Origin of the sequence: Streptomyces sp. NPDC051286 (assembly GCF_044455345.1) — a bacterium.
Classification (GTDB): Bacteria; Actinomycetota; Actinomycetes; order Streptomycetales; family Streptomycetaceae; genus Streptomyces.
The window spans coordinates 53,468-77,477 of record NZ_JBITER010000027.1; the positions used below are offsets into that span (position 1 = coordinate 53,468).

At 69.6% G+C, this 24,010-nt stretch carries 23 protein-coding genes and 1 pseudogene; 14 read left to right on the top strand and 10 right to left on the bottom strand.

Annotated elements, in window-relative coordinates; translation table 11 throughout:
• Positions 1-96 precede the first annotated feature (96 nt).
• The gene (locus tag ACIBB8_RS25180) at positions 97-2,496 is read right to left on the bottom strand and encodes an immune inhibitor A domain-containing protein (protein ID WP_398955691.1); all 2,400 of its coding nucleotides are present in this window, start codon (positions 2,494-2,496) and stop codon (positions 97-99) included.
• A 371-nt stretch (positions 2,497-2,867) separates the two neighbouring features.
• On the opposite strand from ACIBB8_RS25180, the gene ACIBB8_RS25185 reads away from it, so the two are divergent.
• Positions 2,868-3,218, top strand: a complete 351-nt coding sequence (locus tag ACIBB8_RS25185) for a hypothetical protein (RefSeq protein WP_398955693.1) — start codon at positions 2,868-2,870, stop codon at positions 3,216-3,218.
• A 49-nt stretch (positions 3,219-3,267) separates the two neighbouring features.
• On the opposite strand, the gene ACIBB8_RS25190 is transcribed toward ACIBB8_RS25185, so the two are convergent.
• Both ACIBB8_RS25190 and ACIBB8_RS25195 read right to left on the bottom strand, forming a co-directional pair.
• Positions 3,268-3,942: an RDD family protein gene (locus tag ACIBB8_RS25190; protein ID WP_398955695.1), complete on the bottom strand. Its 675-nt coding sequence runs from the start codon at positions 3,940-3,942 to the stop codon at positions 3,268-3,270.
• Positions 3,943-4,193: 251 nt separating this feature from the next.
• The gene (locus ACIBB8_RS25195) at positions 4,194-5,774 is read right to left on the bottom strand and encodes an RDD family protein (protein WP_398955697.1); all 1,581 of its coding nucleotides are present in this window, start codon (positions 5,772-5,774) and stop codon (positions 4,194-4,196) included.
• A gap of 211 nt (positions 5,775-5,985) precedes the next feature.
• On the opposite strand from ACIBB8_RS25195, the gene ACIBB8_RS25200 reads away from it, so the two are divergent.
• A complete protein-coding gene (locus tag ACIBB8_RS25200) occupies positions 5,986-6,462 on the top strand; it encodes an SsgA family sporulation/cell division regulator (RefSeq protein ID WP_398955699.1) in 477 nt (158 codons plus the stop codon).
• A gap of 20 nt (positions 6,463-6,482) precedes the next feature.
• On the opposite strand, the gene ACIBB8_RS25205 is transcribed toward ACIBB8_RS25200, so the two are convergent.
• Complete coding sequence (locus tag ACIBB8_RS25205) at positions 6,483-7,850, bottom strand: FAD-binding oxidoreductase (protein ID WP_398955701.1); 1,368 nt, start codon at positions 7,848-7,850, stop codon at positions 6,483-6,485.
• A gap of 97 nt (positions 7,851-7,947) precedes the next feature.
• On the opposite strand from ACIBB8_RS25205, the gene ACIBB8_RS25210 reads away from it, so the two are divergent.
• A complete protein-coding gene (locus ACIBB8_RS25210) occupies positions 7,948-9,618 on the top strand; it encodes a tetratricopeptide repeat protein (RefSeq protein ID WP_398955703.1) in 1,671 nt (556 codons plus the stop codon).
• Between the two features lie 9 nt (positions 9,619-9,627).
• On the opposite strand, the gene hppD is transcribed toward ACIBB8_RS25210, so the two are convergent.
• Complete coding sequence (gene hppD, locus ACIBB8_RS25215; RefSeq protein ID WP_398955705.1) at positions 9,628-10,773, bottom strand: 4-hydroxyphenylpyruvate dioxygenase; 1,146 nt, start codon at positions 10,771-10,773, stop codon at positions 9,628-9,630.
• Between the two features lie 121 nt (positions 10,774-10,894).
• Here hppD and ACIBB8_RS25220 point away from each other — a divergent pair, with 121 nt between their 5' ends.
• The 8 genes from ACIBB8_RS25220 (at position 10,895) to ACIBB8_RS25255 (ending at position 17,532) form a co-directional block, all read left to right on the top strand.
• Complete coding sequence (locus tag ACIBB8_RS25220) at positions 10,895-11,368, top strand: Lrp/AsnC family transcriptional regulator (RefSeq protein WP_398955707.1); 474 nt, start codon at positions 10,895-10,897, stop codon at positions 11,366-11,368.
• A 15-nt stretch (positions 11,369-11,383) separates the two neighbouring features.
• Positions 11,384-12,031, top strand: a complete 648-nt coding sequence (locus ACIBB8_RS25225) for an ABC transporter permease (RefSeq protein WP_398955709.1) — start codon at positions 11,384-11,386, stop codon at positions 12,029-12,031.
• The gene (locus tag ACIBB8_RS25230; protein WP_398955711.1) at positions 12,024-13,280 is read left to right on the top strand and encodes an ABC transporter ATP-binding protein; all 1,257 of its coding nucleotides are present in this window, start codon (positions 12,024-12,026) and stop codon (positions 13,278-13,280) included. Before ACIBB8_RS25225 ends, ACIBB8_RS25230 begins: the two co-directional genes overlap by 8 nt.
• An 11-nt stretch (positions 13,281-13,291) precedes the next feature.
• Positions 13,292-14,179 (top strand): ABC transporter permease, encoded by an 888-nt coding sequence (locus ACIBB8_RS25235; RefSeq protein WP_398955768.1) that lies wholly within the window; start codon positions 13,292-13,294, stop codon positions 14,177-14,179.
• 53 nt (positions 14,180-14,232) lie between these two features.
• Complete coding sequence (locus ACIBB8_RS25240) at positions 14,233-15,177, top strand: glycine betaine ABC transporter substrate-binding protein (RefSeq protein ID WP_398955770.1); 945 nt, start codon at positions 14,233-14,235, stop codon at positions 15,175-15,177.
• Positions 15,178-15,268: 91 nt separating this feature from the next.
• On the top strand, positions 15,269-15,877 hold the full coding sequence (locus ACIBB8_RS25245; RefSeq protein ID WP_398955713.1) for an ArsR/SmtB family transcription factor: 609 nt from the start codon (positions 15,269-15,271) through the stop codon (positions 15,875-15,877).
• Positions 15,878-15,889: 12 nt separating this feature from the next.
• Positions 15,890-16,102 (top strand): hypothetical protein, encoded by a 213-nt coding sequence (locus ACIBB8_RS25250; RefSeq protein ID WP_398955715.1) that lies wholly within the window; start codon positions 15,890-15,892, stop codon positions 16,100-16,102.
• A gap of 2 nt (positions 16,103-16,104) precedes the next feature.
• Positions 16,105-17,532 (top strand): MFS transporter, encoded by a 1,428-nt coding sequence (locus ACIBB8_RS25255; protein WP_398955717.1) that lies wholly within the window; start codon positions 16,105-16,107, stop codon positions 17,530-17,532.
• Between the two features lie 41 nt (positions 17,533-17,573).
• Here the strand turns inward: ACIBB8_RS25255 and ACIBB8_RS25260 are convergent, their stop codons facing one another.
• Both ACIBB8_RS25260 and ACIBB8_RS25265 read right to left on the bottom strand, forming a co-directional pair.
• Positions 17,574-18,362 carry a S16 family serine protease gene (locus ACIBB8_RS25260; protein ID WP_398955718.1) on the bottom strand — a complete coding sequence of 263 codons (789 nt, stop codon included), beginning with the start codon at positions 18,360-18,362 and terminating at the stop codon, positions 17,574-17,576.
• Positions 18,363-18,574: 212 nt separating this feature from the next.
• Positions 18,575-19,216 (bottom strand): IclR family transcriptional regulator, encoded by a 642-nt coding sequence (locus ACIBB8_RS25265; protein ID WP_398955720.1) that lies wholly within the window; start codon positions 19,214-19,216, stop codon positions 18,575-18,577.
• 399 nt (positions 19,217-19,615) lie between these two features.
• Between ACIBB8_RS25265 and ACIBB8_RS25270 the strand changes: the two are divergent.
• Positions 19,616-19,820: pseudogene (locus tag ACIBB8_RS25270) on the top strand (ISL3 family transposase); the annotation flags it as partial.
• Positions 19,821-19,832: 12 nt separating this feature from the next.
• Here ACIBB8_RS25270 and ACIBB8_RS25275 read toward each other — a convergent pair.
• From ACIBB8_RS25275 to sigJ, 3 genes are all read right to left on the bottom strand, one after another.
• Positions 19,833-20,756: an RNA polymerase sigma-70 factor gene (locus tag ACIBB8_RS25275; protein ID WP_398955722.1), complete on the bottom strand. Its 924-nt coding sequence runs from the start codon at positions 20,754-20,756 to the stop codon at positions 19,833-19,835.
• Complete coding sequence (locus ACIBB8_RS25280; RefSeq protein ID WP_398955772.1) at positions 20,753-21,679, bottom strand: NAD-dependent epimerase/dehydratase family protein; 927 nt, start codon at positions 21,677-21,679, stop codon at positions 20,753-20,755. The genes ACIBB8_RS25275 and ACIBB8_RS25280 overlap by 4 nt, the downstream gene beginning before the upstream one ends.
• Before the next feature lie 106 nt (positions 21,680-21,785).
• Entirely contained in the window at positions 21,786-22,727 is a 942-nt protein-coding gene (sigJ, locus tag ACIBB8_RS25285) for an RNA polymerase sigma factor SigJ (RefSeq protein WP_398955724.1), read from the bottom strand.
• A 158-nt stretch (positions 22,728-22,885) separates the two neighbouring features.
• On the opposite strand from sigJ, the gene ACIBB8_RS25290 reads away from it, so the two are divergent.
• Together ACIBB8_RS25290 and ACIBB8_RS25295 are read left to right on the top strand one after the other, a co-directional pair.
• Positions 22,886-23,350, top strand: a complete 465-nt coding sequence (locus ACIBB8_RS25290; RefSeq protein ID WP_398955726.1) for a nuclear transport factor 2 family protein — start codon at positions 22,886-22,888, stop codon at positions 23,348-23,350.
• Between the two features lie 63 nt (positions 23,351-23,413).
• Positions 23,414-23,950: a YceI family protein gene (locus ACIBB8_RS25295; protein ID WP_398955729.1), complete on the top strand. Its 537-nt coding sequence runs from the start codon at positions 23,414-23,416 to the stop codon at positions 23,948-23,950.
• Positions 23,951-24,010 lie beyond the last annotated feature (60 nt).

The following is a 24,010-nucleotide window of genomic DNA, read 5'->3' on the forward strand; positions in this document are numbered from 1 at the left end:
TCAATAAGAATCCGAATAAGAGGCACCTAAACACGATCGGCCGCCGCCCGCTAGAGGGCGACGGCCGATCACGCTTTGACCTGCGGTGATGCGGAACTACTTGTGCGAAGCGCCAACCTTGACCGTGACCGTCGAGCCGCTGAGCGGCTCGCTGACGATCGTGATCCGGGTGTTGGTGTCAGCGACCTTCACGCTTCCGGTCTCGTTCTCCGCGTACCAGTAGGTGCCCTTGTGGTCGTCGAAGACCGGGACACCCGGCTGGGACTTGATCTTGACCGCCACGTCAGCCTTGTGCAGCGTGAAGGCGTCGGTCGGCCGCCAGCTGAACGGGGCGTCGAAGGGCTGGATCTTGTTGCGGATGACGGTGCCGTCGGCCCACTTCAGCGGCTTGGCGTGCGCGTCGATCGGCAGGATCAGTCCGTGGCCCGGGTGGGTGGAGACGTTGTTGTCCTTCTGGGACTGGTCCCAGAGCCAGATCAGCAGACCGTTCTGGTACGGGTAGTGCTCGACCCAGTCAGGACGGGTGTTGAGGAAGCCGAAGTTGTACGGGCCGACCTTGAGAGTCTTGTCGTACGAGACGTACTGGCGGTTCTCCGCGATGTAGTACTGCGGGTAGTCCTTGGTGAACGACGCACCGACCCGGGAGAAGCCCTTGGCGGTCCAGCCGTTGTCGTCGCCCTCGGCGTTGTCCGAGAAGAGCACGGCGCCGTCGGCGTTGACCGCGATGGTGTCGGCCGCGAAGCCCACGCCGCCCGCGCCGCCGTCGGTGGTGTAACGGAAGCGGATGTCGATCTTCTTGCCCGCGTAGGCGTCCAGCGAGTACGACAGCTTCTGGTACGTGCCGGAGACGTCGGTCAGCGCCGGCTTGTCACTGGCGTCGCGCGGGATCGCCTTGCCGTCGGCGGTGCCGTCGATCGCGGTCCAGCTGGCGCCGCCGTTCTCCGACACCTCGGTGTAGAGGAAGTCGTAGTCCTTCTCGATGTCCCACCAGCCCGAAAGGTCCAGGGACGCCTTGGACTTGCCGGTCAGGTCGACCGAGCGGGACAGGGTGTTGTTGAGGTCGTCACCCATGTCGCTCCACCACTGCTTGGCGCCCTCCGCGGGCGTCGTGACAGCGGTGGTGACGGGCTTCTTGGGCAGCTCGACGACGAGCGCCTGCTTGTCCTTGGTGTTGTACTCCGAGACACCCAGCTTGTGGACCGAGTTCGTCGCGGCCTTGGCCGAGGCGTAGTTGAGCCAGCCCAGCTGCAGCTTGTCCCAGGCGGTCATGTCGCCGGGCAGGTCACCGATGGCGTTCTTGCCGGTGCCGAGCCAGGAACCGGCCGACATCAGGGACCAGAAACCGACCGAGTTCTCAGCGGTGTTGGTGGTGTCGTAGAGGTCCGGCAGACCGAGGTCGTGGCCGTACTCGTGGGCGAAGACGCCCAGGCCGCCGTTCTCGGGCTGCGCGGTGTAGTCGCCGACCCACATGCCGGTGTCACCGATCTGGGTGCCGCCGGCCTTGTTGTCGGCCGGGCCGGTCGCACCGGCGTTGCTGCCGTACGCGTACCAGCGGTGCGCCCAGATGGCGCCCTTGCCCTGTGCGCCGCCGCCCGCAGACTCGTCCTCACCCGCGTGCACGACCTGGAAGTGGTCGATGTAGCCGTCGGGCTCGTTGAAGTTGCCGTCGTTGTCGTAGTCGTAGCGGTCCCACTGGTCGTACTGCGCCAGGTCCGCCTTGATCTGCTCCGGCGTGCGGCCCTTGGCCTTCTGGTCGGCCGCCCAGGCGTTCACACCGTCCCTGACCATGTCCCAGGCGTTGGCGCAGTTGGACGAGCCGCAGTAGTTGGAACCGTAACGGGCCTCGTTGTACGGGACCTTGACCCAGTCGGAGACCTGGCCGTCGACCGAGTAGCGTCCGGAGGACGTCTTCTCGTAGTACGTCTTCAGCGAGTCCTTGCCGGCGCCCTCACCGAAGTAGAGGTCCTGGAAGTGGGCCTGGTTGTAGTCGGCCTGCCAGGCGGTGCTGTTGTCCTTCGCCGGGTCCGGCTTGGCTATCGTGTTGTGCAGCGGTCCGGGCGTGCCGCCGTACTTCTTGACGGGCGGCTTGGGGCCGTCGCCGTCCGGGTCGAACATGGTCGTGTCGTCGACCTTGTCGCCGAACTCCACCAGGATCGTGAAGATCTTGTCCGTCTTCTCGCGGCCGAGCTCGACATACTTCTGGTCGTCGAGCTTGACCACCTTGGAGCCGTTGCGGTTCGACACCTTCTTGTCGCCGGACACGACCTGCTCCAGGGCGGCCTGACGCTGTGCATCCTGTTGCTCGCTGAAGGGGCCCTTCAGGTTGTGTGCGTTGCCCTCGGCCGACGCCGGGTCGCGGCGGTCGATGCCGGATACGCCGACGCCTGATGCCTTGCCATCCGCCTGTGCGGTGGCGAAAGTCGACGCCGTGGCGGCGGTGGCGGCCATGGCCACGACAACCGCTGCGGCACGGAGCGTCCGTCTCTTAGTGGTCACTTGATGCAGTCCTCCCCGGCGCCCGCGGCTGCGGCCTGGGAGTGATGAGGAGGCCGCGCGCGGATACGCGTCACAAGTGACGCCATTCGACCGGAGTTACACGAGAAAAGACAGACCTTGACTTGAACAAGCCAAGTGCATTATGCGGGAGTGGGGTTCCGTTATACGGACGTTCACCGAACGGTCGACCGGCGCACCAATGCCCCCCTTTGACGCACTGGATGACTCAATGCGCCCCCCATGCACCGGCACCGTGGGTTAGGTCACGCTTACTACCGGTTCCGCCAGGGCATCCACCGTCGTAGAGTCGGTTGACAGTGCGACCGCGTTGAGAGACTGCCCCTTCCGATGTCCCGAGGACGGATACCGCCATGCCGCGTCCCACTGCTGCACAGCTCTCCTACGGATCGGTCACCGTCGTCTTCTCGGCGCTCGCCATGCTCCTGCTGTCCCGCACGAGTTCGGGCATCGGCATCGCCGTCATCGGCACGGCGGCGCTGGCGCTCGGTCTGCTGGTGGCCGTCACCGTACCCCTTCCGCTGCGAATGAAAACAAGGAATGCGGCGAAGACAGCAAAGACGGCGACCGTGGTTCGCACGAACCACGGCGCCGTCTCCACCGTCGGCGCAGCCGAGGACATCGAGCTCGACGACGTCCAGCCGGCCAGGATCCCGGCCGCCCGCGCCACCGAGCGGGTGGGCGAGCACTCCCTGCGCCGCTGACCTGGCAACCGGCGGCGTGCCGCTCGGGCGGACCGTCTACGGACGTCGGCTATGCGGTCGACACCACCACCGTCTTGGCCGCCTTGTCCTGCAGCCCCTGCCGGTACGGCTTGTCCGTGAACATCAGCACGATGTTGATCAGCCACCACAGGCACGGGCAGCACAGCAGCGCCGGCAGCCACAGCACCACGGCCCGCAGGAACGCGGCACTGGTGTCCGGCACCCGGCCGTCATTGAGCATCGCGACCCGCAGCTTCAGCAGCTGCTTGCCGATGGTGCGGCCGTCCTTGTGCGTGAAGTACGTGTCGTACGCGACGTAGGCCACGAGCCCGATCAGCGACCAGAGCAGCTGACGGGCGCTGTAGGTCTGGTTGAAGGCGTTACTGAAGTTGTCGTAGTTGCTGTTGGCGTTGTTCGACGACACCTCGACCGGGCCGCCGAACGGCAGCGAGATCAGATACAGCGGGATCGAGATGATCAGGAAGTCGATCAGCCGGGCCAGGACCCGCTTGCCGGGCTCGCCGAGCGGCGGCATGCCCGCCAGCGGGTCCGGGCCGCCGTACGGGCCACCGCCGTAGGGCCCTGGCTCGTACGGCGGCGGAGGAGGCGGCGGCGGAGCGCTGTCGTAGGGCGAACCCGACGACGGCGGCTGCGGCTCCTGCGGCTTCTTGAGGAACGGGTCGTCCTCGGGAGGCTGGCCGGACGTCGGCTGATCGTTGCTCATGGGGGCAGTGCACCCCGGCCCACGGGTGCCCGCAACGGCTCAGAGCCTGTCGGGTGACCTCCGACCGGAGAGCGGACGCGGCGTGGCGTGCGCGATTCCAAGGCGCCGGAAGCGTGCGTGCCACGCCGCGGTCGCCCGGTCGGAGGCCGCCCCGACAGGCTCTCAGGTGCGTTCGGGGGAACGGGGCACGGAGCAGCCGCCGCTCACCCGATGAGCCGTCAGCCGCGTGGGTCGCCCGCGCGGCGTAGTCGTCAGCCCGCCACGAAGGTGTGTGCCGCCTTGTCGTGCCAGCACTGCCGCCACGGGCGGTCGAACAGGCACCACAGGACATTGACCACGCCGACGACCAGCAGACCAAGCACGCCGTAGACCAGCCAGCGGCGGAGCGCGGCACCGAAGGAGGGGGTCTCGTGGGACTCGATGTCCCGTACCTCCAGACCGCAGAGTTTCTTGCCGAGCGTACGGCCCCACTTCGCGGTCGGCAGGACCTCCAGCAGCACGCCGAGCACCAGGAACGCACCGAGCACCCCGCCGAACAGCCCGGCCGTGGTGGAGTCCACCAGCCAGACGGTGACCGTCCGGCCGGACAGCTTCGCCGCGTCGATCTTGTCGCCGATGTGGTCCAGCGCTTGCGAGACGAGCGGAAAGCCGATCGCGCCGACGAGCGCGCCCAGCACGACCGTGTCGACGAGCCGGGCGGCGAACCGCTTGCCGAGCCCGGCGGGGCGGGCGGCCGCCTGCGCCTGTGCGAGCTGCTGGAAGTGGTCGTTGACCGGGGGCTTCCAGGGCACGACGGGGCCGTCCGGCTGAGCCGCCTGCGCACTGACACGCTGCGGGGACGGCACGGCCTGCTGGGACTGCTCGCGCCCGAGCTGCTGCTGTTGGGAGGGCTGGGGCTGCGGGTGGGCGGCCTGCTGGGGCGCGGCCGGCTGGTGGGCCTGCTGCGCCCAGGAGGAGGCGCCGCCGCCGGGGCCCTGGGTGAGCGGATTGGCCGGGGCGGGTGCGGGCGCCGGGGCCGGCGCTGCGGCCTGAGCGGGCGCGAGGGCCGCAGCAGGTGCCGCCGCGGAGGGCTGCGGGGCGCTGGTGCCGGGGGGAACCGCGCGGATCGCCATCGTCCCGTCGGCCGGTTCCTGTTCTGCGTTGCGGGGACGGGGCGACCGGCCCCCCTGTCCCGCGGGGCGGTTCGTGACCGTTCCGTCGGCAGGCGGATGCCCCGCCTCACCGCTGCCGCCCTTGGGCTCGGCCGGGCGGCCGGCCCGGATCGCGACCGTTCGCTCGGGGACCTGGCTGTTGCCGCCCCGCATGCCCGGCAGCGCACCGCCCGTGGGGTCCTGCGGCCCGGGCAGGCGCGGGTCCGCGGGGGCGCGGTCGGCAGGGGCCTCGTTTCCCGGTGTCCGGTCCGCAGGGACCCGGCCCGCTGCTCCGGCCCCGCCCGGCTGCCCCGTACCGCCTGTGCCGCCCCAGGACACCCGCCGGTCGCGTTCCCCGCCGAAGCCGGTCTGCCGGGAGGCGTCGGCCTGCCAGGCGGACGAGGGTTCGGGTCGGTTGCTGTCGTTCGGCTCCTCGTCGAGGAAGACCGGACCGGTTTCGTCCACCGGCGCGTAGGTCGGGCCGGACGCCTGGGCGGGCATCGGTGCCGAAGGCTGTGGCTCCGGAGCTGCCCCCTCGGAGGGCGTCGCGGCCATCGGTTCGTCCTGCTGGGGCGCGGGACGGCTCGTACCGGGAACCCACGAAGTGCCGTTCCAGTACCGGACATAGCCGGGAATGGACGGGTCGGGGTAATACCCCTCGCGGGGCCTGTCGTCACCGGGTGCCGGGGTTGGGGCGCTCATCACCGTGGTCCCGTATCTCTTCGAAGCCTCAAGTCAACGGACCACATCTATCAGACAGCCGCGTACCCCCGGACCGGTCCCGGCGTTTGGGGCACTTTCCGGTCAGGGTGAAGTTCTTTCCGGAAGTCGCGTCATAGGTGGCGGGCAGGGCGCTCTCTCCACGTGCGGGCCGGTCAGGGGACCGGTCCACAAGCACCGAAAGGACGCACTCATGCACACCGTTGTGGAACGCGAGCTGGAACTCAAGCTGGTCCTGTCGCCGGAGCGGAGCATCCCCGTCCCGGCCCGGCTGACGTACCGCACGGAGGATCCGTACGCCGTGCACGTCACCTTCCACATCGACTCCGACTTCCCCGTGCACTGGACGTTCGCCCGCGATCTGCTGATCGAGGGCGTGTGCCGGCCCTGTGGGCAGGGAGACGTGCGGATCCGGCCGGCCGAGATGGAGCGGCGCAACGTCCTCTGCGTGGCGCTGAGCTCGCCCGACGGCGATGCGCTGCTGCAAGTGTCGTCCGCGGCCGTGGCCGCGTGGGTGGAGCGGACGCTGCGGCTGGTGCCGCCCGGCACCGAGACCGGGCGGCTCGGCATCGACGCCGCTCTCGCCGAGCTGCTCGCGCCGTTGCCGGCCGACGACCTGTGGCTGAGCGACCCATGGCCGTCGGACGAGTCGACGGACGGCGAGGTCTGATGCGCGGTCCGTCGACGGCATCAGAAGACCTTGCCGGGGTTCAGCAGCCCCAGCGGGTCGAACGCCGCCTTGATGCCCCGGTGCATCTCGACGCTCACCTCGCCGAGTTCGCGGGCCAGCCATTCCTTTTTCAGGACGCCGACGCCGTGTTCGCCGGTGATGGTGCCGCCGAGTTCGAGGCCCAGCGCCATGATCTCGTCGAAGGATTCGCGGGCCCGGCGCGACTCGTCGGCGTCGGTGTGGTCGAAGCAGACGACGGGGTGGGTGTTGCCGTCGCCCGCGTGGGCGCAGACGCCGATGGTGAGGTCGTACTTCTGCGCAATGGCCGCCGTCCCCTCGATCATGGTGCCGAGCCTGGAGCGCGGTACGCACACGTCGTCGATCATCGTGGCCGGCTTGACGGCCTCCAGAGCGGTCAGCGACATCCGTCGGGCCTGGAGGAGGAGTTCGGACTCGGCGGCGTCGGCCGCGGGGACCACTTGGGTGGCACCGGCGGCGGTGCAGAGTTCGGCGACGGCGGCGAGGTCGGCGGTGGGGTCCGGGGTGTCGAAGGCGGCGAGGAGCAGCGCTTCGGTGGAGTCGGGGAGACCCATGTGGGCCATCGCGTTGACGGCTTGGACCGTTGTACGGTCCATCAGTTCGAGGAGTGACGGAGTGTGGCCGCGTGCCATGATCCGGCACACGGCGTCGCAGGCGGCTGTCGCGGACGGGAATTCGGCGGCGAGGACGAGCTGCTGCGGCGGCTGCGGCTTCAGGGCGAGCACGGCGCGGACGACGATGCCGAGGCTGCCCTCGGAGCCGACGAAGAGCCGGGTGAGGTCGTATCCGGCGACGCCCTTCGCTGTCCGGCGGCCGGTCGTCAGGAGGCGCCCGTCGGCGAGGACGACCTCGAGGCCGAGTACGTACTCGGCGGTGACGCCGTACTTCACGCAGCACAGCCCGCCGGACGCGGTGCCGATGTTGCCGCCGATGGTGCACATTTCCCAGCTGGACGGGTCCGGCGGGTAGTACAGGCCGTGTTCGTTGACCGCGCGGGACAGCACGGCGTTGATGACGCCCGGTTCGACGACGGCGATCCGGTCGACCAGGTCGATCTCCAGAATCCGGTCCATCTTCACCAGGGACAGCACGATGCAGCCGTCGGAGGCGTTGGCCGCGCCCGACAGGCCGGTGCGGGCACCCTGCGGGACGACCGGCACGCGCAGTGCGGTCGCCGTGCGCATGACGTGCTGGACCTGCTCGACCGTGCGCGGCAGCACCACCACGGCCGGAGCGCCCGCGTCGCAGAAGCTCGCCATGTCGTGGGCGTACGAGGCCGTGACGTCCGGATCAGTGATCAGGGCCTCGGCAGGAAGGCCCGCGCGCAGTCGTTCGAGAAGATCGTCCATGATCCAAGCGTCGCACCCGGGGCCAATGGTGTGAACCCGTCTGCGGCAGCCTACGCACAACACGGTGCGATCTTCATACTGACGCAGAGTGATCGGCATGGATGTCATGCCGCAGCAGCCTCCGGAGTCCCCCCAGTCGGATCACGCGCCCTCTTCATCCGATCCGTACGACTGCCCACCGCAGACGTCGTCGCTCCCCGGCTCCGAACCGCCACCCGCCCCGGACCCCGCGGCGCCGGCCGAACTCCCTCCGGTCTCGTTGCACACGACGCTGCGCCGGGCCGCGGTCGGTGCGGTGGCGGCTGCCGTGCTGGTCACGGGTGCGGTCGTGTCCGTACCGGACGAGGAGAAGGAGGCCGCGCCGCCGCCCGTGCCGGGACCGGTCATGCGCGCCCTGACGGCGACGGACGCGGGCGCCCCCGCCTCCCTCGCCGATCTGACGGCGCTGATCGGAAACCGGCAGAGCTGGGTGGGCACGCATCCGTCCGACGCGCGGTCGTGGGCGGTGCTCGGATCGGCGTACGTGGAGTGGGGGCGGCGTTCCGCGGACGTGGCGTACTACGGGCGGGCGGAGCAGGCACTGAGGCGCTCGCTGGACGTACAGCCGGGTGACCGGGGGAACACGGCGGCCTGGGTGGGGCTGGCGGCGCTCGCCAACGCGCGGCACGACTTCGTCACGGCGAAGAAGTGGGGCGAGACGGTGCGGGCCCGGCGGCCGAAGGACTGGACGGCGTACCCGGTCCTGATCGACGCGTACAACGGGCTCGGCCAGTACGCGGCGGCGGGCCGGGCGGTGGAGAAGTTCACGGCGCTGCGCTCGGGTGTACCAGCGCTCTCGTGGACGGCGCAGATGTACCGGAACGCGGGCCGGCGCGAGGACGCCCTGGCGGTCGCGCAGGATGCGGCGAACCGGGCCGCCACCCCCGCCGAAAAGACGGACTGCCTGTTCCGGCTGGGCGAACTGGCCTGGGAACGGGGCGAGTCCGAGGAGGCGGTGGCGCAGTACAGCGCGGCCCTGCGGACGGACCGCGCCCACGCTCCGTCGCTCGCGGGCCGGGCGCGGGCGCTCGCGGCCCTGGGCCGTACGCACGAGGCGCAGCGCGACTTCCGGGCGGCGCTGTCCCGGCTCCCGAGCCCCGCATACATGCTGGAACTCGGTGAGTTGTACGAGTCGCTGGGGCTGGGCGACGAGTCCCGGGGCGAGTACACGAAGCTCCGCAGAACCCTGACCCAGGAGAGCGGCCACGGGGTCGACGAGTCTCTCCTCCTCGGCCGCTTCGAGGCCGACCACGGTGATGCGTCGCGGGCGGTGGAGCTGCTGCGGGCGGAGTGGGACCGACAGCACCACAGCGCGGCAGTGGCGGACGCGCTGGGCTGGGCACTGTACAGATCGGGCGACTCGCAGAGTGCGCTGGCATACGCGCAGCAGGCGGCGAACACGGGTGGTGGGACGGCCCTGTACGCGTACCACCTGGGCATGATCGAACAGAGGCTGGGGAACCTCGGCCCGGCCCGCCGCCACCTGGACGAGGCGCTGCGCACGAACCCCCACTTCAGTCCTCTGGACGCCCCATCGGCCCGGCAGGCCCTGGACCAGCTGGGCGGGACCCCGGCGGGTCACCCGCAGGAGGTGACCCCGGCACCCGAACCGACGCCTCCCGCGGAACCCCCTCAGCAGTTCCCGGAACCGTCCGCGCAGCAGGGCACCCCGGCGGGGGGCACGGGAGACGGGGTCTCCGGAACCGTCGGAGACCCCGCCGTCACGTAGGTCCTGGGCTCAGAGGTTGCCGCGCTTCTCCTGCTCGCGCTCGATCGCCTCGAACAGGGCCTTGAAGTTGCCCTTTCCGAAGCCCATCGAGCCGTGGCGTTCGATCATCTCGAAGAAGACCGTCGGGCGGTCCTGGACCGGCTTGGTGAAGATCTGCAGCAGGTATCCGTCCTCGTCGCGGTCGACGAGGATCTTCAGCTCGCGCAGCGTCTCGACCGGTACACGGGTCTCGCCCGCCCATTCGCCAAGGGTGTCGTAGTACGAGTCGGGGGTGTCCAGGAACTGGATGCCGGCCGCGCGCATCGTGCGGACCGACGCGACGATGTCGTTGGTGGCGAGGGCGATGTGCTGGACGCCCGCTCCGCCGTAGAACTCCAGGTACTCGTCGATCTGCGACTTCTTCTTCGCGATCGCCGGTTCGTTGATCGGGAACTTCACCTTCAGCGTGCCGTCGGCGACGACCTTCGACATGAGGGCGGAGTACTCGGTGGCGATGTCGTCGCCCACGAACTCCTTCATGTTGGTGAAGCCCATGACCTTGTTGTAGAAGCCGACCCACTCGTTCATCCGGCCCAGTTCCACATTGCCGACGCAGTGGTCGATGGCCTGGAAGGTGCGCTTGGCGGGCGGTTCGACGATCGGGGCCACGGCCACGAAGCCGGGGAGGTACGGGCCGTCGTAGCCGGAGCGCTCGACGAGGGTGTGGCGGGTCTGGCCGTACGTGGCGATCGCGGCGAGCACCACCGTGCCGTGCTCGTCCTTGACCTCGTGCGGCTCGGTGAGACCCAGGGCGCCGTGCTCGACGGCGTACGCGTATGCCGCCCGTGCGTCGGGGACCTCGATGGCCAGGTCGACCACGCCGTCGCCGTGCTCCGCGACATGGTCGGCCAGGAAGCGGCCGTGGTCGGTGGATGCCTTGATGACGGAGGTGAGGACAAAGCGTGCCGAACCGTTGGTCAGCACGTAACTGGCGGTCTCGCGGCTGCCGTTCTCCGGTCCGGAGTAGGCGACGAGCTTCATGCCGAAGGCGGTCGAGTAGTAGTGCGCGGCCTGCTTGGCATTGCCCACGGCGAAGACGACCGCGTCCATTCCCTTGACCGGGAAGGGGTCGGCCTGCCGGGCGGTGTCAGGGGTGTTGTACAGCGTCTCAGTCATAAGGGAAGGCTCTCCCCGCATCGCAAGGTGCGCAATAGTTCGCGTTTTAGCTGAGCAGTCTGTACACACGTTTGCTTGGATGGGCGGACTATCTGTACATGGTGACCATGGAGGGGCCCGTATGGCGATCGATCATCTGGACGGGCGGCTCATCGTGCTGCTTGCGCGCGAGCCCCGGATCGGGGTGCTGGAGGCGTCGCGCCGGCTCGGGGTGGCCCGCGGCACTGCGCAGGCGCGCCTCGACCGGCTTCAGGCGAATGGAGTCATCCGCGGATTCGGACCCGATGTCGATCCGGCGGCCCTCGGCTACCCCGTCACCGCCTTCGCCACCCTGGAGATCAAACAGGGCCAAGGCGCCGATGTGCGGGCCCATTTGGACGGCGTCCCGGAAGTTCTGGAGCTGCACACCACCACCGGGCACGGCGACATGCTGTGCCGGCTCGTCGCCCGGTCCAACGCCGACCTTCAGCGGGTGATCGACCGGGTTGTCGGTTTTGATGGCATTGTCCGGGCCTCCACCGCGATCGTCATGGAGAACCCGGTACCTCTGCGCATCATCCCGCTCGTCGAGCAGGCCGCGGAGGACAGCGACTGAGCCGAGGAGTGACGTGTGAGCTTCTGGGAGTATCTGGGCAATCAGCACCAGCAGCTGCTCACCGACGCGTACCAGCACGTCAGCGCCGTGTTCCAGTGCATGGTCATCGCCACCGCGCTCGGCATCCTGATCGGGATCGCCACCTACCGCAGCAGCTGGGGCGGTTCGCTGGCCGTCACCACCACGGCCGTCATCCTCACCATCCCGTCCCTCGCCGCGATCGGTCTGCTGATCCCGCTGGTCGGTCTCGGCGTCCCGCCCACCGTGATCACTCTGACGATGTACGGGCTCCTGCCCGTCGTCCGCAACTCCATCGTCGGGCTGCGCGGCGTCGACCCGACCGTCGTCGACGCGGCGAAGGGCATCGGGATGTCACGGATCGCCCGGCTCTGCAGGGTCGAGCTGCCGCTCGCCTGGCCGCCGATCCTCACCGGCATCCGCGTCTCCACGCAGATGCTGATGGGGATCGCCGCCATTGCCGCGTATGCCTCCGGGCCCGGACTCGGCAACGAGATCTTCCGCGGCATCGCCTCACTGGGCAGCGCCAACGCGCTCAATCAGGTCCTCGCCGGCACGCTCGGCATCGTCATCCTCGCCCTGCTCTTCGACGCCGCGTACGTCCTGCTCGGGCGACTGACCATCCCCAGGGGGATCCGTGCCTGAGACCGACACCGGGGCAGCCGGGACGCCCACCGCCACCTCCGGTGCCACCATCCAGCTGGAGGACCTGACCAAGCTCTACCCGGGCAGTCCGAGCCCGGCCGTGGACAACGTCTCGATGGACATCAAGGCCGGTGAGACGGTGATCTTCGTCGGGCCGTCCGGCTGCGGGAAGTCCACCACCCTGAAGATGATCAACCGGCTGATCGAACCGACGTCCGGCCGGATCAGGATCAACGACGAGGATGTCACCCGCATCGATCCGGTGAAGCTGCGCCGCAAGGTCGGGTACGCGATCCAGTCGTCCGGGCTGTTCCCGCACATGACGGTCGCCGAGAACATCGCCCTCGTACCGAAGATGGTCGGCTGGTCGAAGTCGAAGGTGAAGGACCGGGTCGAGGAGATGCTCGATCTGGTCGGTCTCGACCCGAGGGAGTTCCACGGGCGCTATCCGCGGCAGCTGTCCGGCGGTCAACAGCAGCGGGTGGGCGTGGCGCGGGCGCTGGCCGCCGATCCGCCGGTGCTGCTGATGGACGAGCCGTTCGGCGCCGTCGACCCGATCACCCGCGACCACCTCCAGGACGAGCTGATCCGGCTGCAGCACGAGCTGCACAAGACGATCGTGTTCGTCACCCACGACTTCGACGAGGCGATCAAGCTGGGCGACCGGATCGCCGTGCTGCGGGAGCGGTCGCACATCGCGCAGTTCGACACCCCGGAGGCGATCCTCACCAACCCGGCGGACGATTTCGTCTCCGGATTCGTCGGCGCGGGCGCGGCGCTGAAGCGGCTCAATCTGACCCGCGTACGGGATGTGGGGATCGCCGAGTTCCCCACGGTGACAGTCGACGACCCGCTCCAGTCGATCTTCAATAAGCTGCGCAGAAGCCCGCACAACGAGCTTCTGATGCTGGACCGCAGGAACCGCCCGTACAAGTGGCTGCGCCGCGGCGACCTGATGCGGGCCCGGGGCTCGCTGGCGCGCGCCGGGCAGCTGGTCCACGACACGGTGACCCTGGACGCCACACTGCACGACGCGCTGGAGGCCGTACTGCTCGACAGCAGCGGACGGGTCGCGGCGACGGGGCGGCGCGGCGAGTTCATCGGGGTCGTCGACATGGAGACCCTGATGAACTCCGTACATGAGCTCCTGGAGGCCGACCGGCTCACCGCCATCGAGCACCAGCACGATCTGGAGGAGCTGCGCGCCCATCAGACCGAGCAGGAGCTGGAGGGAGGTGCGGGCGCATGAATCCCCCTGACATGAATCCCCACCAGTCGGTGCCGCCGGGGCCCGGGGAACGCCCGTCGTCGTCCCGGCTGCCGGACGAGCGCGACGTCCAGGACGTCTTCCGCGACGAGGAGGAGGAGGAGGAGGAGGAGGAGGAACCCGCGCCGCCGGCCGCGCCGCGGCGCCGGATCACCTGGCGCAAGCTGGTGCTGATGCCGGCCGCCCTGGCGGTCGTCCTCGGCCTCACCTATCTGTGGATCACCAACGTCCACCTCGACTCGATCGCCAAGAACGCGCTGACCGGCGGTAATGTGCAGCTGCGCTGGTGGCAGCACGTCAAGCTGACCGCAATCTCCACCTTCTGGGTGCTGATCATCGCCATTCCGCTGGGGATCGCGCTGACCCGGCGCAGGCTGCGCCGCGGCGCCCCGCTGGTCACGGCCCTCGCCAACGTCGGCCAGGCGACCCCGGCGATCGGTCTGCTGGCACTGCTGGTGATCTGGCTGGGCATCGGCCCGTCGACCGCGATCATCGGCATGGTGATCTACGCGGTGCTGCCGGTGTTCTCCAACACCGTGGCCGGTCTCAGGGCGATCGAGCCGAATCTGGTCGAGGCCTCACGCGGCATCGGCATGTCAGCGATGGGGACGCTCACGAAGGTCGAACTGCCGCTCGCCGTCCCGCTGATCCTGGCGGGGGTACGGACGGCGCTGGTCCTCAATGTCGGCACGGCGACGCTGGCGACGTTCGTCGGTGGCGGCGGGCTGGGGGACCTGATCACGTCGGGCATCCAGACGCAGCGGATGCCGGTGCTGGTGCTCGGTTCCGTGCTGACGGTGGTGCTGGCGCTGCTGGTGGACTGGCTGGCCTCGCTGGTCGAGGTGGCGCTGACGCCGCGCGGGCTGGAGGTGGGGGCGTGAGCGCGGGGAAGGGGGCGGCACGGGGGTTCAGGGCGGCCGGTCTCCTCGGGGCCCTGGTGCTGCTCGGGGTGACGCTCGCCGGGTGCGGGCTGAAGAGCGGTTCGCCGATGGTGGACAACGTGGTGCCGGGCTCGGTCGGCCGGGGGCGGCCACTGAACGGTGCCTCGCTGACCGTCACCTCGAAGAACTTCAGCGAGAACATCGTCCTCGGCCAGATGATCGGCCTGGTGTTCAAGGCCGCCGGTGCCGAGGTCCTCGACCGGACCAACCTGCCGGGTTCGATCAGCGCACGCGAGGCCATCATCAAGGGCGACGCCGCCGCGATGTACGAGTACACGGGCACCGCCTGGATCACGTACCTCGGCCATGCGAAACCGATCGCCAGCCCGCTGAAGCAGTGGGAGGCGGTCCGGGACGAGGACCGGAAGAACGGCGTGACCTGGCTGCCGCAGTCCACCCTCGACAACACCTACGCGCTGGCCATCAGCAAGAAGAACAACGCGGAGCACCATCTGAAGACGCTCTCCGATGTCGCCGCGCTGTCGAAGATGGACCCGGCGGCGGTGACGCTCTGCGTGGAGAACGAGTTCGCCTCGCGCGACGACGGACTGCCGGGGATGGAGAAGGCCTACGGGATGTCGATCCCGGCCGCCAACATCAGGAAGATGGACGCCGGGATCATCTACACCCAGGTCTCGAAGTCCAACTCCTGCCTGCTGGGCGAGGTGTACACCACGGACGGCCGGATCAAGGCGATGGATCTCGACGTCCTCGTGGACGACAAGCATTTCTTCCCCAACTACAACGCCGCGCCCGTCATCCACACCGCGACCTTCGACAAGTACCCGGAGATCGCCGAGCTGTTGAACCCGCTCAGCAAGCGGCTGACGACCGAGGTCGCGCAGCAGTTGAACGCGAAGGTGGATGTGGACGGGGAGGACCCGCACAAGGTGGCGAAGGACTGGCTGATCGCGGAGGGGTTCATCAAGGAGGGGTAGCGGGCAGCCGGGGCCGACGCCTCCCGGAGTTACAAAGAAGATGTTGCAAAGAAGCGTTGCAAAGGCTCCTTTGCATGTCTACAGTCGAGACATGGCAGCGAACGAAGCCGGCGGCGAGAAGCCGCTCGACCCGAACATCCACCGCGTCGACGTCCGCACCCTGCGCGCGCTCGCCCACCCCCTCCGGATCCGCCTGCTCAACGCCCTCCGGGAGTTCGGCCCCGCCACCGCGTCGAAGCTCGGCGACCGGCTCGGCGAGTCCAGCGGCGCCACCAGCTACCACCTGCGGCAACTTGCCGCGCACGGTTTCGTCGAGGACGACCCGACGCTCGGCAAGGGACGCGAACGGTGGTGGCGGGCCGTGCACATGGGTACCGCGTTCGACCGCAGTGCGGACTTCCTCCGCGACCCCGACCCGGAGGTGCGCGGCGCCATCGGAGTCGTCCTGCACGAGGTCGCCACCACGCACACCCAGGAGCTCAACACCTGGCTCGGCACCATGCACGAATGGCCCGAGGAGTGGCTGCGCGGCTGGGACGTCAGCGACTTCAAGGTGCGGCTCACCCCGGAGCTCTCACTGGAACTGGCCGAGAAGATCCACGACCTGGTCGACAGCTACCGCGACCGGGTCCCCGAAGGCACCGAGGGTTCGGCCGCCGTCCGCACCCATCTGCACATATTCCCTCGCCCCACCGACTGAGAGGACTCCACCATGCACCCCGACACGCACCTGACGCTGCAGCGCCTTCACAGCACCGAACTGCTTCGGCAGGCCGCCGAGTTCCGCCTGGCGCGTACGACCCGGGCGCCGCGGGCACCGCACCGGACCCTGCGTACGCAGCTGGGCTGGGGACTGGTCGAGCTGGGCCTGCGGGTCCTGCCGGACCGGCACGTCCTCGCCACGTCCTCCCCTCGCGCGGTTTAGCCATGACCGGGGGGAACCGCAAGCCGCTAGCCGCGCTTCTCGCGGCCAACTGCATATCCACCGCGGGCACTTCGCTCACCCTGATCGGGGTCCCGTGGTTCGTCCTGCAGACCACGGGCAGCGCCGGCCGGGCCGGCGTCGTCGCCTTCTGCGCCACACTGCCGGTCATCATCTCCGCGATCGTCGGCGGTCCCGTCATCGACCGGATCGGACGGCGCCGGATCTCCATCGCCACCGACAGCGTGTGCGCACTCGCCATCGCCACCATTCCACTGCTCCACTACGCCGGGGCGCTCGAATTCTGGATGCTCTGCGCCCTGATGGCACTGAACGGACTCGTCCACACTCCCGGCAACACCGCGCGTTATGTCCTGCTGCCGGACCTCGCCGAACACGCCGGAACCACGGTCACCCGCGCCGCCAGCCTCTTCGACGCCGCCTCGCGCGGCGCCAGGATGACCGGCGCGGCACTGGCCGGGGTGCTGATCGCGCTCGTCGGCGCGGAGACCGTGCTGCTGCTGGACGCGGCCACCTTCGGCGCGTCCGCGCTGCTCATCGCGGCAGGCGTACGAGGGGTACGGGCGGCCGAGCCGCGAAAGGTGGCGGCACCGGCCTCACTGCGCACGTACAGCCATGAACTGATTGAGGGATACGCCTACTTGTTCTCCAACCGGCTACTGCTGGCCGTCGTGGTGATGGTGCTCTTCATGAACGGCACCGATCAGGGCTGGGGCGCCGTACTGCTCCCGGTGCACGCCGAGCGCGAACTGGGCGGAGCACCCCAACTCGGCCTGCTCATCGCGCTGTTCGGGGCAGGCGCGCTGACGGGCGCGCTGGTGTACGGGGCGGTGGGACACCGGTTCTCGCGGCGTGCGGTGTTCACCGTGTGCGTGGTGCTGTCCGGCGGACCGAGGTTCGTGGTTGCCGCGCTGACGGACACGACGCTGCCGCTCGCGGTGACGATGCTGCTGGGCGGCCTCGCGGGCGGGGTCCTGAACCCGATCCTGACGACGATGACGTACGAACGCGTACCGCAGCAGCTGCGCAGCCGGGTATCCGGGGCGCTCACCGCGGGCTGCGAGCTGGCGATGCCGGTGGGCGGGCTGCTGGCGGGGCTGCTCGTGGAGAGCATCGGGGCGGACGGTGCGCTTCTGGCGCTGGGTGCGGTCTACACGCTGGCGACGGTGAGCCCGATGATCTTCCCGGTATGGCGCACGATGGACGACCGGCCGCCCGCGCAGGAGCGCACGGAGGCGAAGGCCGAAACCGCCCGTCTCCAAGGGCTGCGTCGTGCACCCACCAGGGATGAGCGGGACAGCCCTTCGGTCGTCTTTCGTTTGCATCAGGCCGGAACAGCGAGCGGCGCGCCGCGGAGCGTCGGCGACCGACGACGACGCCGCAGGCAGGGGTACCCCACGAGCCCGGCCTGATCCGGGCGGGAGGCCTCAGAGCCTGTCCGGCTCGCCCTGCGTCAGCAGCTCGGAACCTTGGCCCCCTTGTCCAGGGCCGTGAGCGAGGACACCGCGCTCTTCAGTGTGGTGACCGGGATCAGCTTGAGCCCCTTGGGGAGTTCGGCGCCCGCCGCCTTGCACTCGGCCTTCGGTACGAGGAAGACAGTGGCGCCGTCGCGCCGGGCGGCCTGGGTCTTCAGCGACACGCCACCGACCGCGCCGACCGTACCGTCCGCCTCGATCGTGCCCGTGCCGGCAACAGTGCGGCCACCGGTGAGATCCCCGCCGGAACCGTTGCCGTCGAGCTTGTCGACGATGCCGAGCGCGAAGAAGAGACCGGCACTGGGCCCGCCCACATCGGCGAGGTGCAGGGTCACGTCCACCGATCCGGGCGCCTTGCCGAGGTACCGCAGGGCCGCGTCCACGGCGGAGTTCTGCGACTTCTTCATGTCCTCGAGGTTGTGCTTCTCGATCTCCTTCTCGGAGCCGCCGGTCGGGTAGACCGATTCGCGGGGCATGACCGCCCGGTCGGTCCGGAGCCAGCCATCGATCACGTCGCCGATGCCGACGTCGGCGGTCGGCCCGGTCGCGATGATGGTCGTCATCCGCAGCTGACCGCTGGTGGGGCGGGTCGGCGCGCCCTCAACGCTGATCACGGACGTGCCCCGGACGTCCCCGAGTACGTTCGCGGTCGTGCCCGGCTGCGCCACGGTGAACGGCAACGGCGCGAAGGCGGCGACGCCGAAGAGGGCGGCTACGGGCAGGGCGCACAGGGCGAGGGCGCGGGGGCGCGAGAGACGAGTGAGCACCCTCCCAATCTAACCTGGCCGGGTTCATCCGCCCGGCCGGTCCGGGGAGGGGCGGCCCCGCCCCCCGGCCGGTGGTCCACCCGCCCGGCCGGTTCGTCCTCGGGCTCCGGACGGCTTCGGCAGGCCGCCCCGGAGCACGGACCCAGCCCGCCCGGACACGATCCGGCCCGCCCGGCGGCGGAGGACGAAGCGGCCACCGGACGACCCCGGTACTACCGCAACGCGTCCGCGACCTCGCGCGCCGCGTCGACGACTCGCGGGCCGACCCGCTCCGGTATCGCGTCCGCCAGCATCACCACCCCCACGCTGCCCTCCACGCCCATGACCCCGATCAGGGCCGCCGCCGCGCCGCTCGCGCCCGCTTCCAGCTCGCCGTGCGTGAGCGTGAACGCGGGCTCGGGCACCGGCTTCGCCCGTGCGGCCAGGATCGCCCGGCCCGCGGCGCCCTTGTCGAGCGGATGACGGAAGCCGGCCCGGTAGGCCACGTGATAGTCGGTCCAGGTCGGTTCGACGACGGCAACCGCCAGCGCATCGCTGCCGTCGACCAGCGTCAGGTGGGCGGTGGCTCCGATGTCCTCGGCCAGGGACCGCAGCGCGGGCAGCGCAGCCTCCCGTACCAGCGGATGCACCTGGCGGCCCAGGCGCAGCACACCGAGTCCCACCCTGGCCCTGCCGCCCAAGTCGCGGCGCACCAGGGCGTGTTGCTCCAGTGTGGCCAGCAGCCGGTAGACGACGGTGCGGTTGACGCCGAGTTTGTTGGACAACTCGGTGACGGTCAGCCCGTGGTCGGTGTCGGCGAGCAGCTTGAGGACACGCAGTCCCCGGTCGAGCGTCTGGGAGGTCTCCGCGGTCACGACGCCCTCTCCTCTTCGGTGAGTGGCGGCACCCTCACGGATGTTGCGTCGCCGGTCCCAGCGGCGACGCACGGAGAGGCCGCCGGCGGCCAAGGCACCGGCTGCGCTCCGCGGCGGCGCTGCCACGGGGCGTTCACTTTTCGGGGACAGTAGCGAGCCAGTCCGCTCAGCGGAAGACCTCGTTCAGAATCCGGGCGCACGCGGAAGGGCGGCTGTGCCGCGGAAGCGTAAGCGCCGGTCAGCGCGGCGCCGGCCGGACCAGGAGTATCTACGCGCGTTCACGTCGACCGACGCCATTGCGGCGCTCCACGTGATCCATGGCAAACTCACGGTGAACGGATGTTGAAGATTTCAACTCTGCTCCGTTGAGCGTTGTGGGCGGAGGCCGCCGGGGCGCGGCACAAGGTCCACGAGCTCCTCGGCCAGGGCGTCGGGCCTGCTCGACTGTTCCCGCCGCCCGGGCGTGGCCCTGAACACCGTCAAGCGCTCCGCCCGCGTCCCCGAGCCGACCGCCCAGCGCATCGCCCCCCGTACCGGCCCACCCTGGTCGCCCCGCTACCGTGACCACCTGCGCGCAAGGCGCGCGGCCGACCCCGGCTCGGCCAGGAGTACGCGGTCAGTGCGCGGGCCGGCGAGCCTGGTACGCCTCGCGCAGGACCGACCAGGCGTCCGCCACCGGACCCACGTGCCCGAGCTTGTCGGGGTTGAGCACCGTGCGGATGGTCTGGATCTGTCCGTCGAGGACGTCGAGCGTCCAGGTGTTGATGACCCTGCCGTCCCGGTCGCGGAAGATCGCACCCGGCTGGCCGTTCACCTCATGCAGCTCCACCACGCCGCCGATCCGGGCGAACGGTGCGACGAGCGCGGCGAGCAGCCGGGCCACCTTCTCGGCGCCGATGACGCCCGTGCCCCACAGCGGGGCCTTGCCGCCGCTGTCGCCGACCATCTGCACGTCGGCGGCGAGGAGTTCGCACAGCCCGTCGACGTCCCCTTCCCGGAAGGCCTCGAAGAACCGCTCGGTGAGTGCCTCACGTTCCTTCCGGTCGGCCTCGAACCGGGCGCGCCCGGCGTCCATGTGGCGGCGGGCGCGCACCGCGAGCTGGCGGCACGCCGCCTCCGAACGCCTCACCGCCGACGCGACCTCCGCATACCCGAACCCGAACACCTCCCGCAGCACGAACACCGCACGCTCCAGCGGGCTGAGCCGCTCCAGCAGCAACAGCGCCGCCATCGACACCGAGTCGGCCAGCTCCGCGGAGCGCTCCGGATCCTCGTAGGGGTCGGTCAGCAGCGGCTCGGGGAACCACGCCCCGACATACTTCTCCCGCCGCACCCGGGCCGAGCGCAGCACGTCGACCGAGACCCGGGTCACCACAGCCGACAGGAACGCCCTGACCGAGACCGGCTGCGCAGGCGAGCCCTCGTAGCGCAGCCAGGTCTCCTGGACCGCGTCCTCGGCCTCGCTCACGCTGCCCAGGATCCGGTAGGCGATCGAGAACAGCAGCGGCCGCAGGTCCTCGAACTCCTCTGCCCGGGTCACGCCAGCTCCCGCTTGAAGCCCTGCCGCCACGAGGGGTAGCGCAGCTCCCAGCCGAGTTCCCGCTTGGCCTTGGCGTTGGAGAAGGCGCGTCCCTCGGTCATCATCACCACGGCCACCTGCCCGGCCAGCAGCCGGGCCAGCCAGACCGGGACCCGCATCGGCCGCTTCGCCCCCGCACACGCCGCCAAGAACGGCAGCCACTCGGCGGCCGGGGCCGGCTCGTCGTCGACGATGTTGAACACGCCCCTCGCCTTCTGCTCCACGGCCAGGACGGTGGCGCTCGCCGCGTCATCGAGATGCACCCATGAGCTGTAGCCGGTGGCGCGCCCCACCAGCGGGAACTGCCGCTTCCGGATCAACTCGACCTGGTCGTCGGTGGCGCCCGGCCCGTAGAGCCCGCCGTAGCGCAGGACCACGCCGCCGGCACCCACGACCCTCTCCTCGACATGGCGGATCGCCGCCATGCCAGGGGCCGCGGACGTACCTGCCATCAGGTCCAGCGGGTCCTCCTCGGTCTTCACCCAGCCGCCCTCGCGGATGCCGTTGCAGTTCGCATACCCCTGCGCGACGACGTGGGACACGCCGGTCGCCTGAGCGGCGGCAAGCAGGTGGTCCGTCCCCTCGGTACGCAGCCGGTTGGTGGTGGCGAACCAGCGGTCCATGTGCTTCATGTCGGGCTTGCCCGCGATGGCGGTCATCTGATGCACGATCGTGTCCGGCTGCGCCTGGGCCACCGCCTCACCGACCGATACCGCGTCCAGACCGTCCATGACGACACCGTCCGCGCCCAGCCGCTGCAGCAGGCCCAGCTTGGTCGCGGTCGTCGTCGTCGCCGTCACCTGGTGCCCCCGCGCCACCAGCTGCGGCACCAGCCGCCGCCCGAGAACACCGGTCCCCCCTGCCACGAACACCCGCATGATCATCACCTTTCTGATCAGAACCTGTCTGTGAGAACCGAGACGAGACAACCCGCCCGTCTGTGACACGAGAGGCAATCCCGCGGACGATCCGCGCCGGCCGGATCGACGGCTATGCCGTCTGCGCCGTCCAGGGCCGGAGCTTCTCGGGGTTCCGGACTGCCCAGATGTGCGCGATCCGGTCGCCTGCGACGTCGAACGCGAACACCGCCACGGTGACGCCGTCCTGCTGCACCGTCAGACCGGCCTGAGCGTTGACCGTGCGCTCCAGAATCGTCAGGTCGGGGGCCATGCCGACGAGATCGACCAGGTAGCGCGCGATCTGCCCGTCGCCTTCGACGGGGCGCAACTCGGCGAGGACGAGGCCGCCGCCGTCGCCGATCGCGCTGGCGTCGGGGTCGAGGAGGCCGATGAGCGCGTCGATGTCCTTGGCTTCCCAAGCCCGCTTGAATTCCCGGACGATGCCGGCACGCCGATCGGCCGCAGCCTCAGGAGCCTGCGATGCACGGATGCGCCGGCGGGCCGAGGAGGCCAGCTGGCGGCATGCGGCCGGAGTGCGGCCGACGACCTGGGCCACTTCGGCGAAGGAGTAGCGGAAGACGTCGTGCAGGATGAACGCGACGCGCTCGGCCGGGGTCATCGAGTCGAGGACGACGAGGAAGGCCATGTGGACCGACTCGTCGAGGGTGACCCTCTCCGCCGGGTCGACCGTGGTGTCGCCCGGCCTCTCGTTGATCCACTCCGGACGTCCGGGCAGCGGCTCGGGGATCCATTCGCCCACGTAGCTCTCGCGCCTGGCCCGTGCCGAGCCGAGCAGGTCGAGGCAGATGCGACTGGCGACCTTGGTCAGCCAGGCACCGGGACGGTTGATGGCTTCCTGCTGCTCGTGGGACATCGCGTACCAGCGTGCGTAGGTCTCCTGGACGACGTCCTCGGCATCGGCCAGCGAACCGAGGAGCCGGTACGCCACGCCGATCAGCTGATGCCGCTCGCTCATGATCGCGCTCAGGCCCGGATCGAGCCCACCGACTTCCGGCTCGGACAAGGTGTTCATGGTGTTTCCGACTCTCCTTGGTCGCATCTGTTCACACCAGTACGACGAGCCACCCCCTCGGAATGTGAGGCGGTACGTCGACCTCACATTCCGGGCGGTCGTCTCGTCGTACTGCTGAGACGAACACCAGCCATCGAACAGGAAGACCCCAGGACGCCATGACCGACCTTCAGGCCCTTGCGGATCGCGTCGAGATCGAAGCGTTGCGCGGCGAGTTCACCGACGCGGGGATGATGCACGACTACGACCGCTTCGCGTCGCTGTTCACCCACGACGGCGCGTGGCGGATGCCCCACATCCCCGTCGAGTTCGTCGGCCGGGCGGAGATCCGCGCCGCGATCGAGAGGCTGCAGGATCACTGGGAGTACTTCGTACAGACCGTGCACCCGGGCACGATCCGGATCGAGGGCGACACCGCGGTCGGCCGTGCCTATGTCGCGGAGTTCGGGCGCATGCGCGACGGCAGTTCGCACCTGAACTACTCCCTGTACCACGACCGCTACCGGCGCACCCAGGACGGCTGGAAGTTCACCGAACGCCTCTACGAGGTCCGGTACTTCGACACCACCCCGCTGGCGGGCTCGGCATCCCAGCCGGCGCCCGGGTCCGTCCGCGAGTCGTGACCGTTCCGGAACCGAGAGATCAACCACCTGTTTTCCCACCAGGAGCGACCCAGCATGTCAACCATGACCACACTGAGCGATCTGACCGGCGGCTACGTGCTCGACACCACCCGTACGCGGATCGGCTTCGTCGCCCGGCACGCGATGGCCACCAGGGTGCGTGGCCAGTTCGATGAGTTCGAGGGCGGTGCGCACTTCGACGGCGACGACCCGTCGAAGTCCAATGTCCGGCTCACGATCCAGGCGAAGAGCATCAAGACCCGCGACCAGCGGCGTGACGACCACCTGTGTGGCACATTCCTGGACACGGACCACCACCCCACCCTCGTCTTCACCTCGACCACGGTGCAACAGCTCGCCGACACCGGCTTCAGGGTCACCGGTGACCTGACCATCCGCGGTGTGACCAAGCCGGTCACGGTGGACTTCGAGCTGACCGGCGCCGAGAACCTCCCCCAGCGCGGCACTCGGGTCAATTTCAAGGGCGGCGTCACGATCGACCGCAACCACTGGGGCGTGAACTGGAATGCCGCGACCAGGCTTCTGGTCAGCGCGAAGGTGACGCTTGAGCTCGACATCACCACGATCCGGCGGACCTGACAAACCTTCGCCGCGGGGCAGCGGTATCGGCGGCGCCGGGAGTCTGCGCCGCGGTGCGAC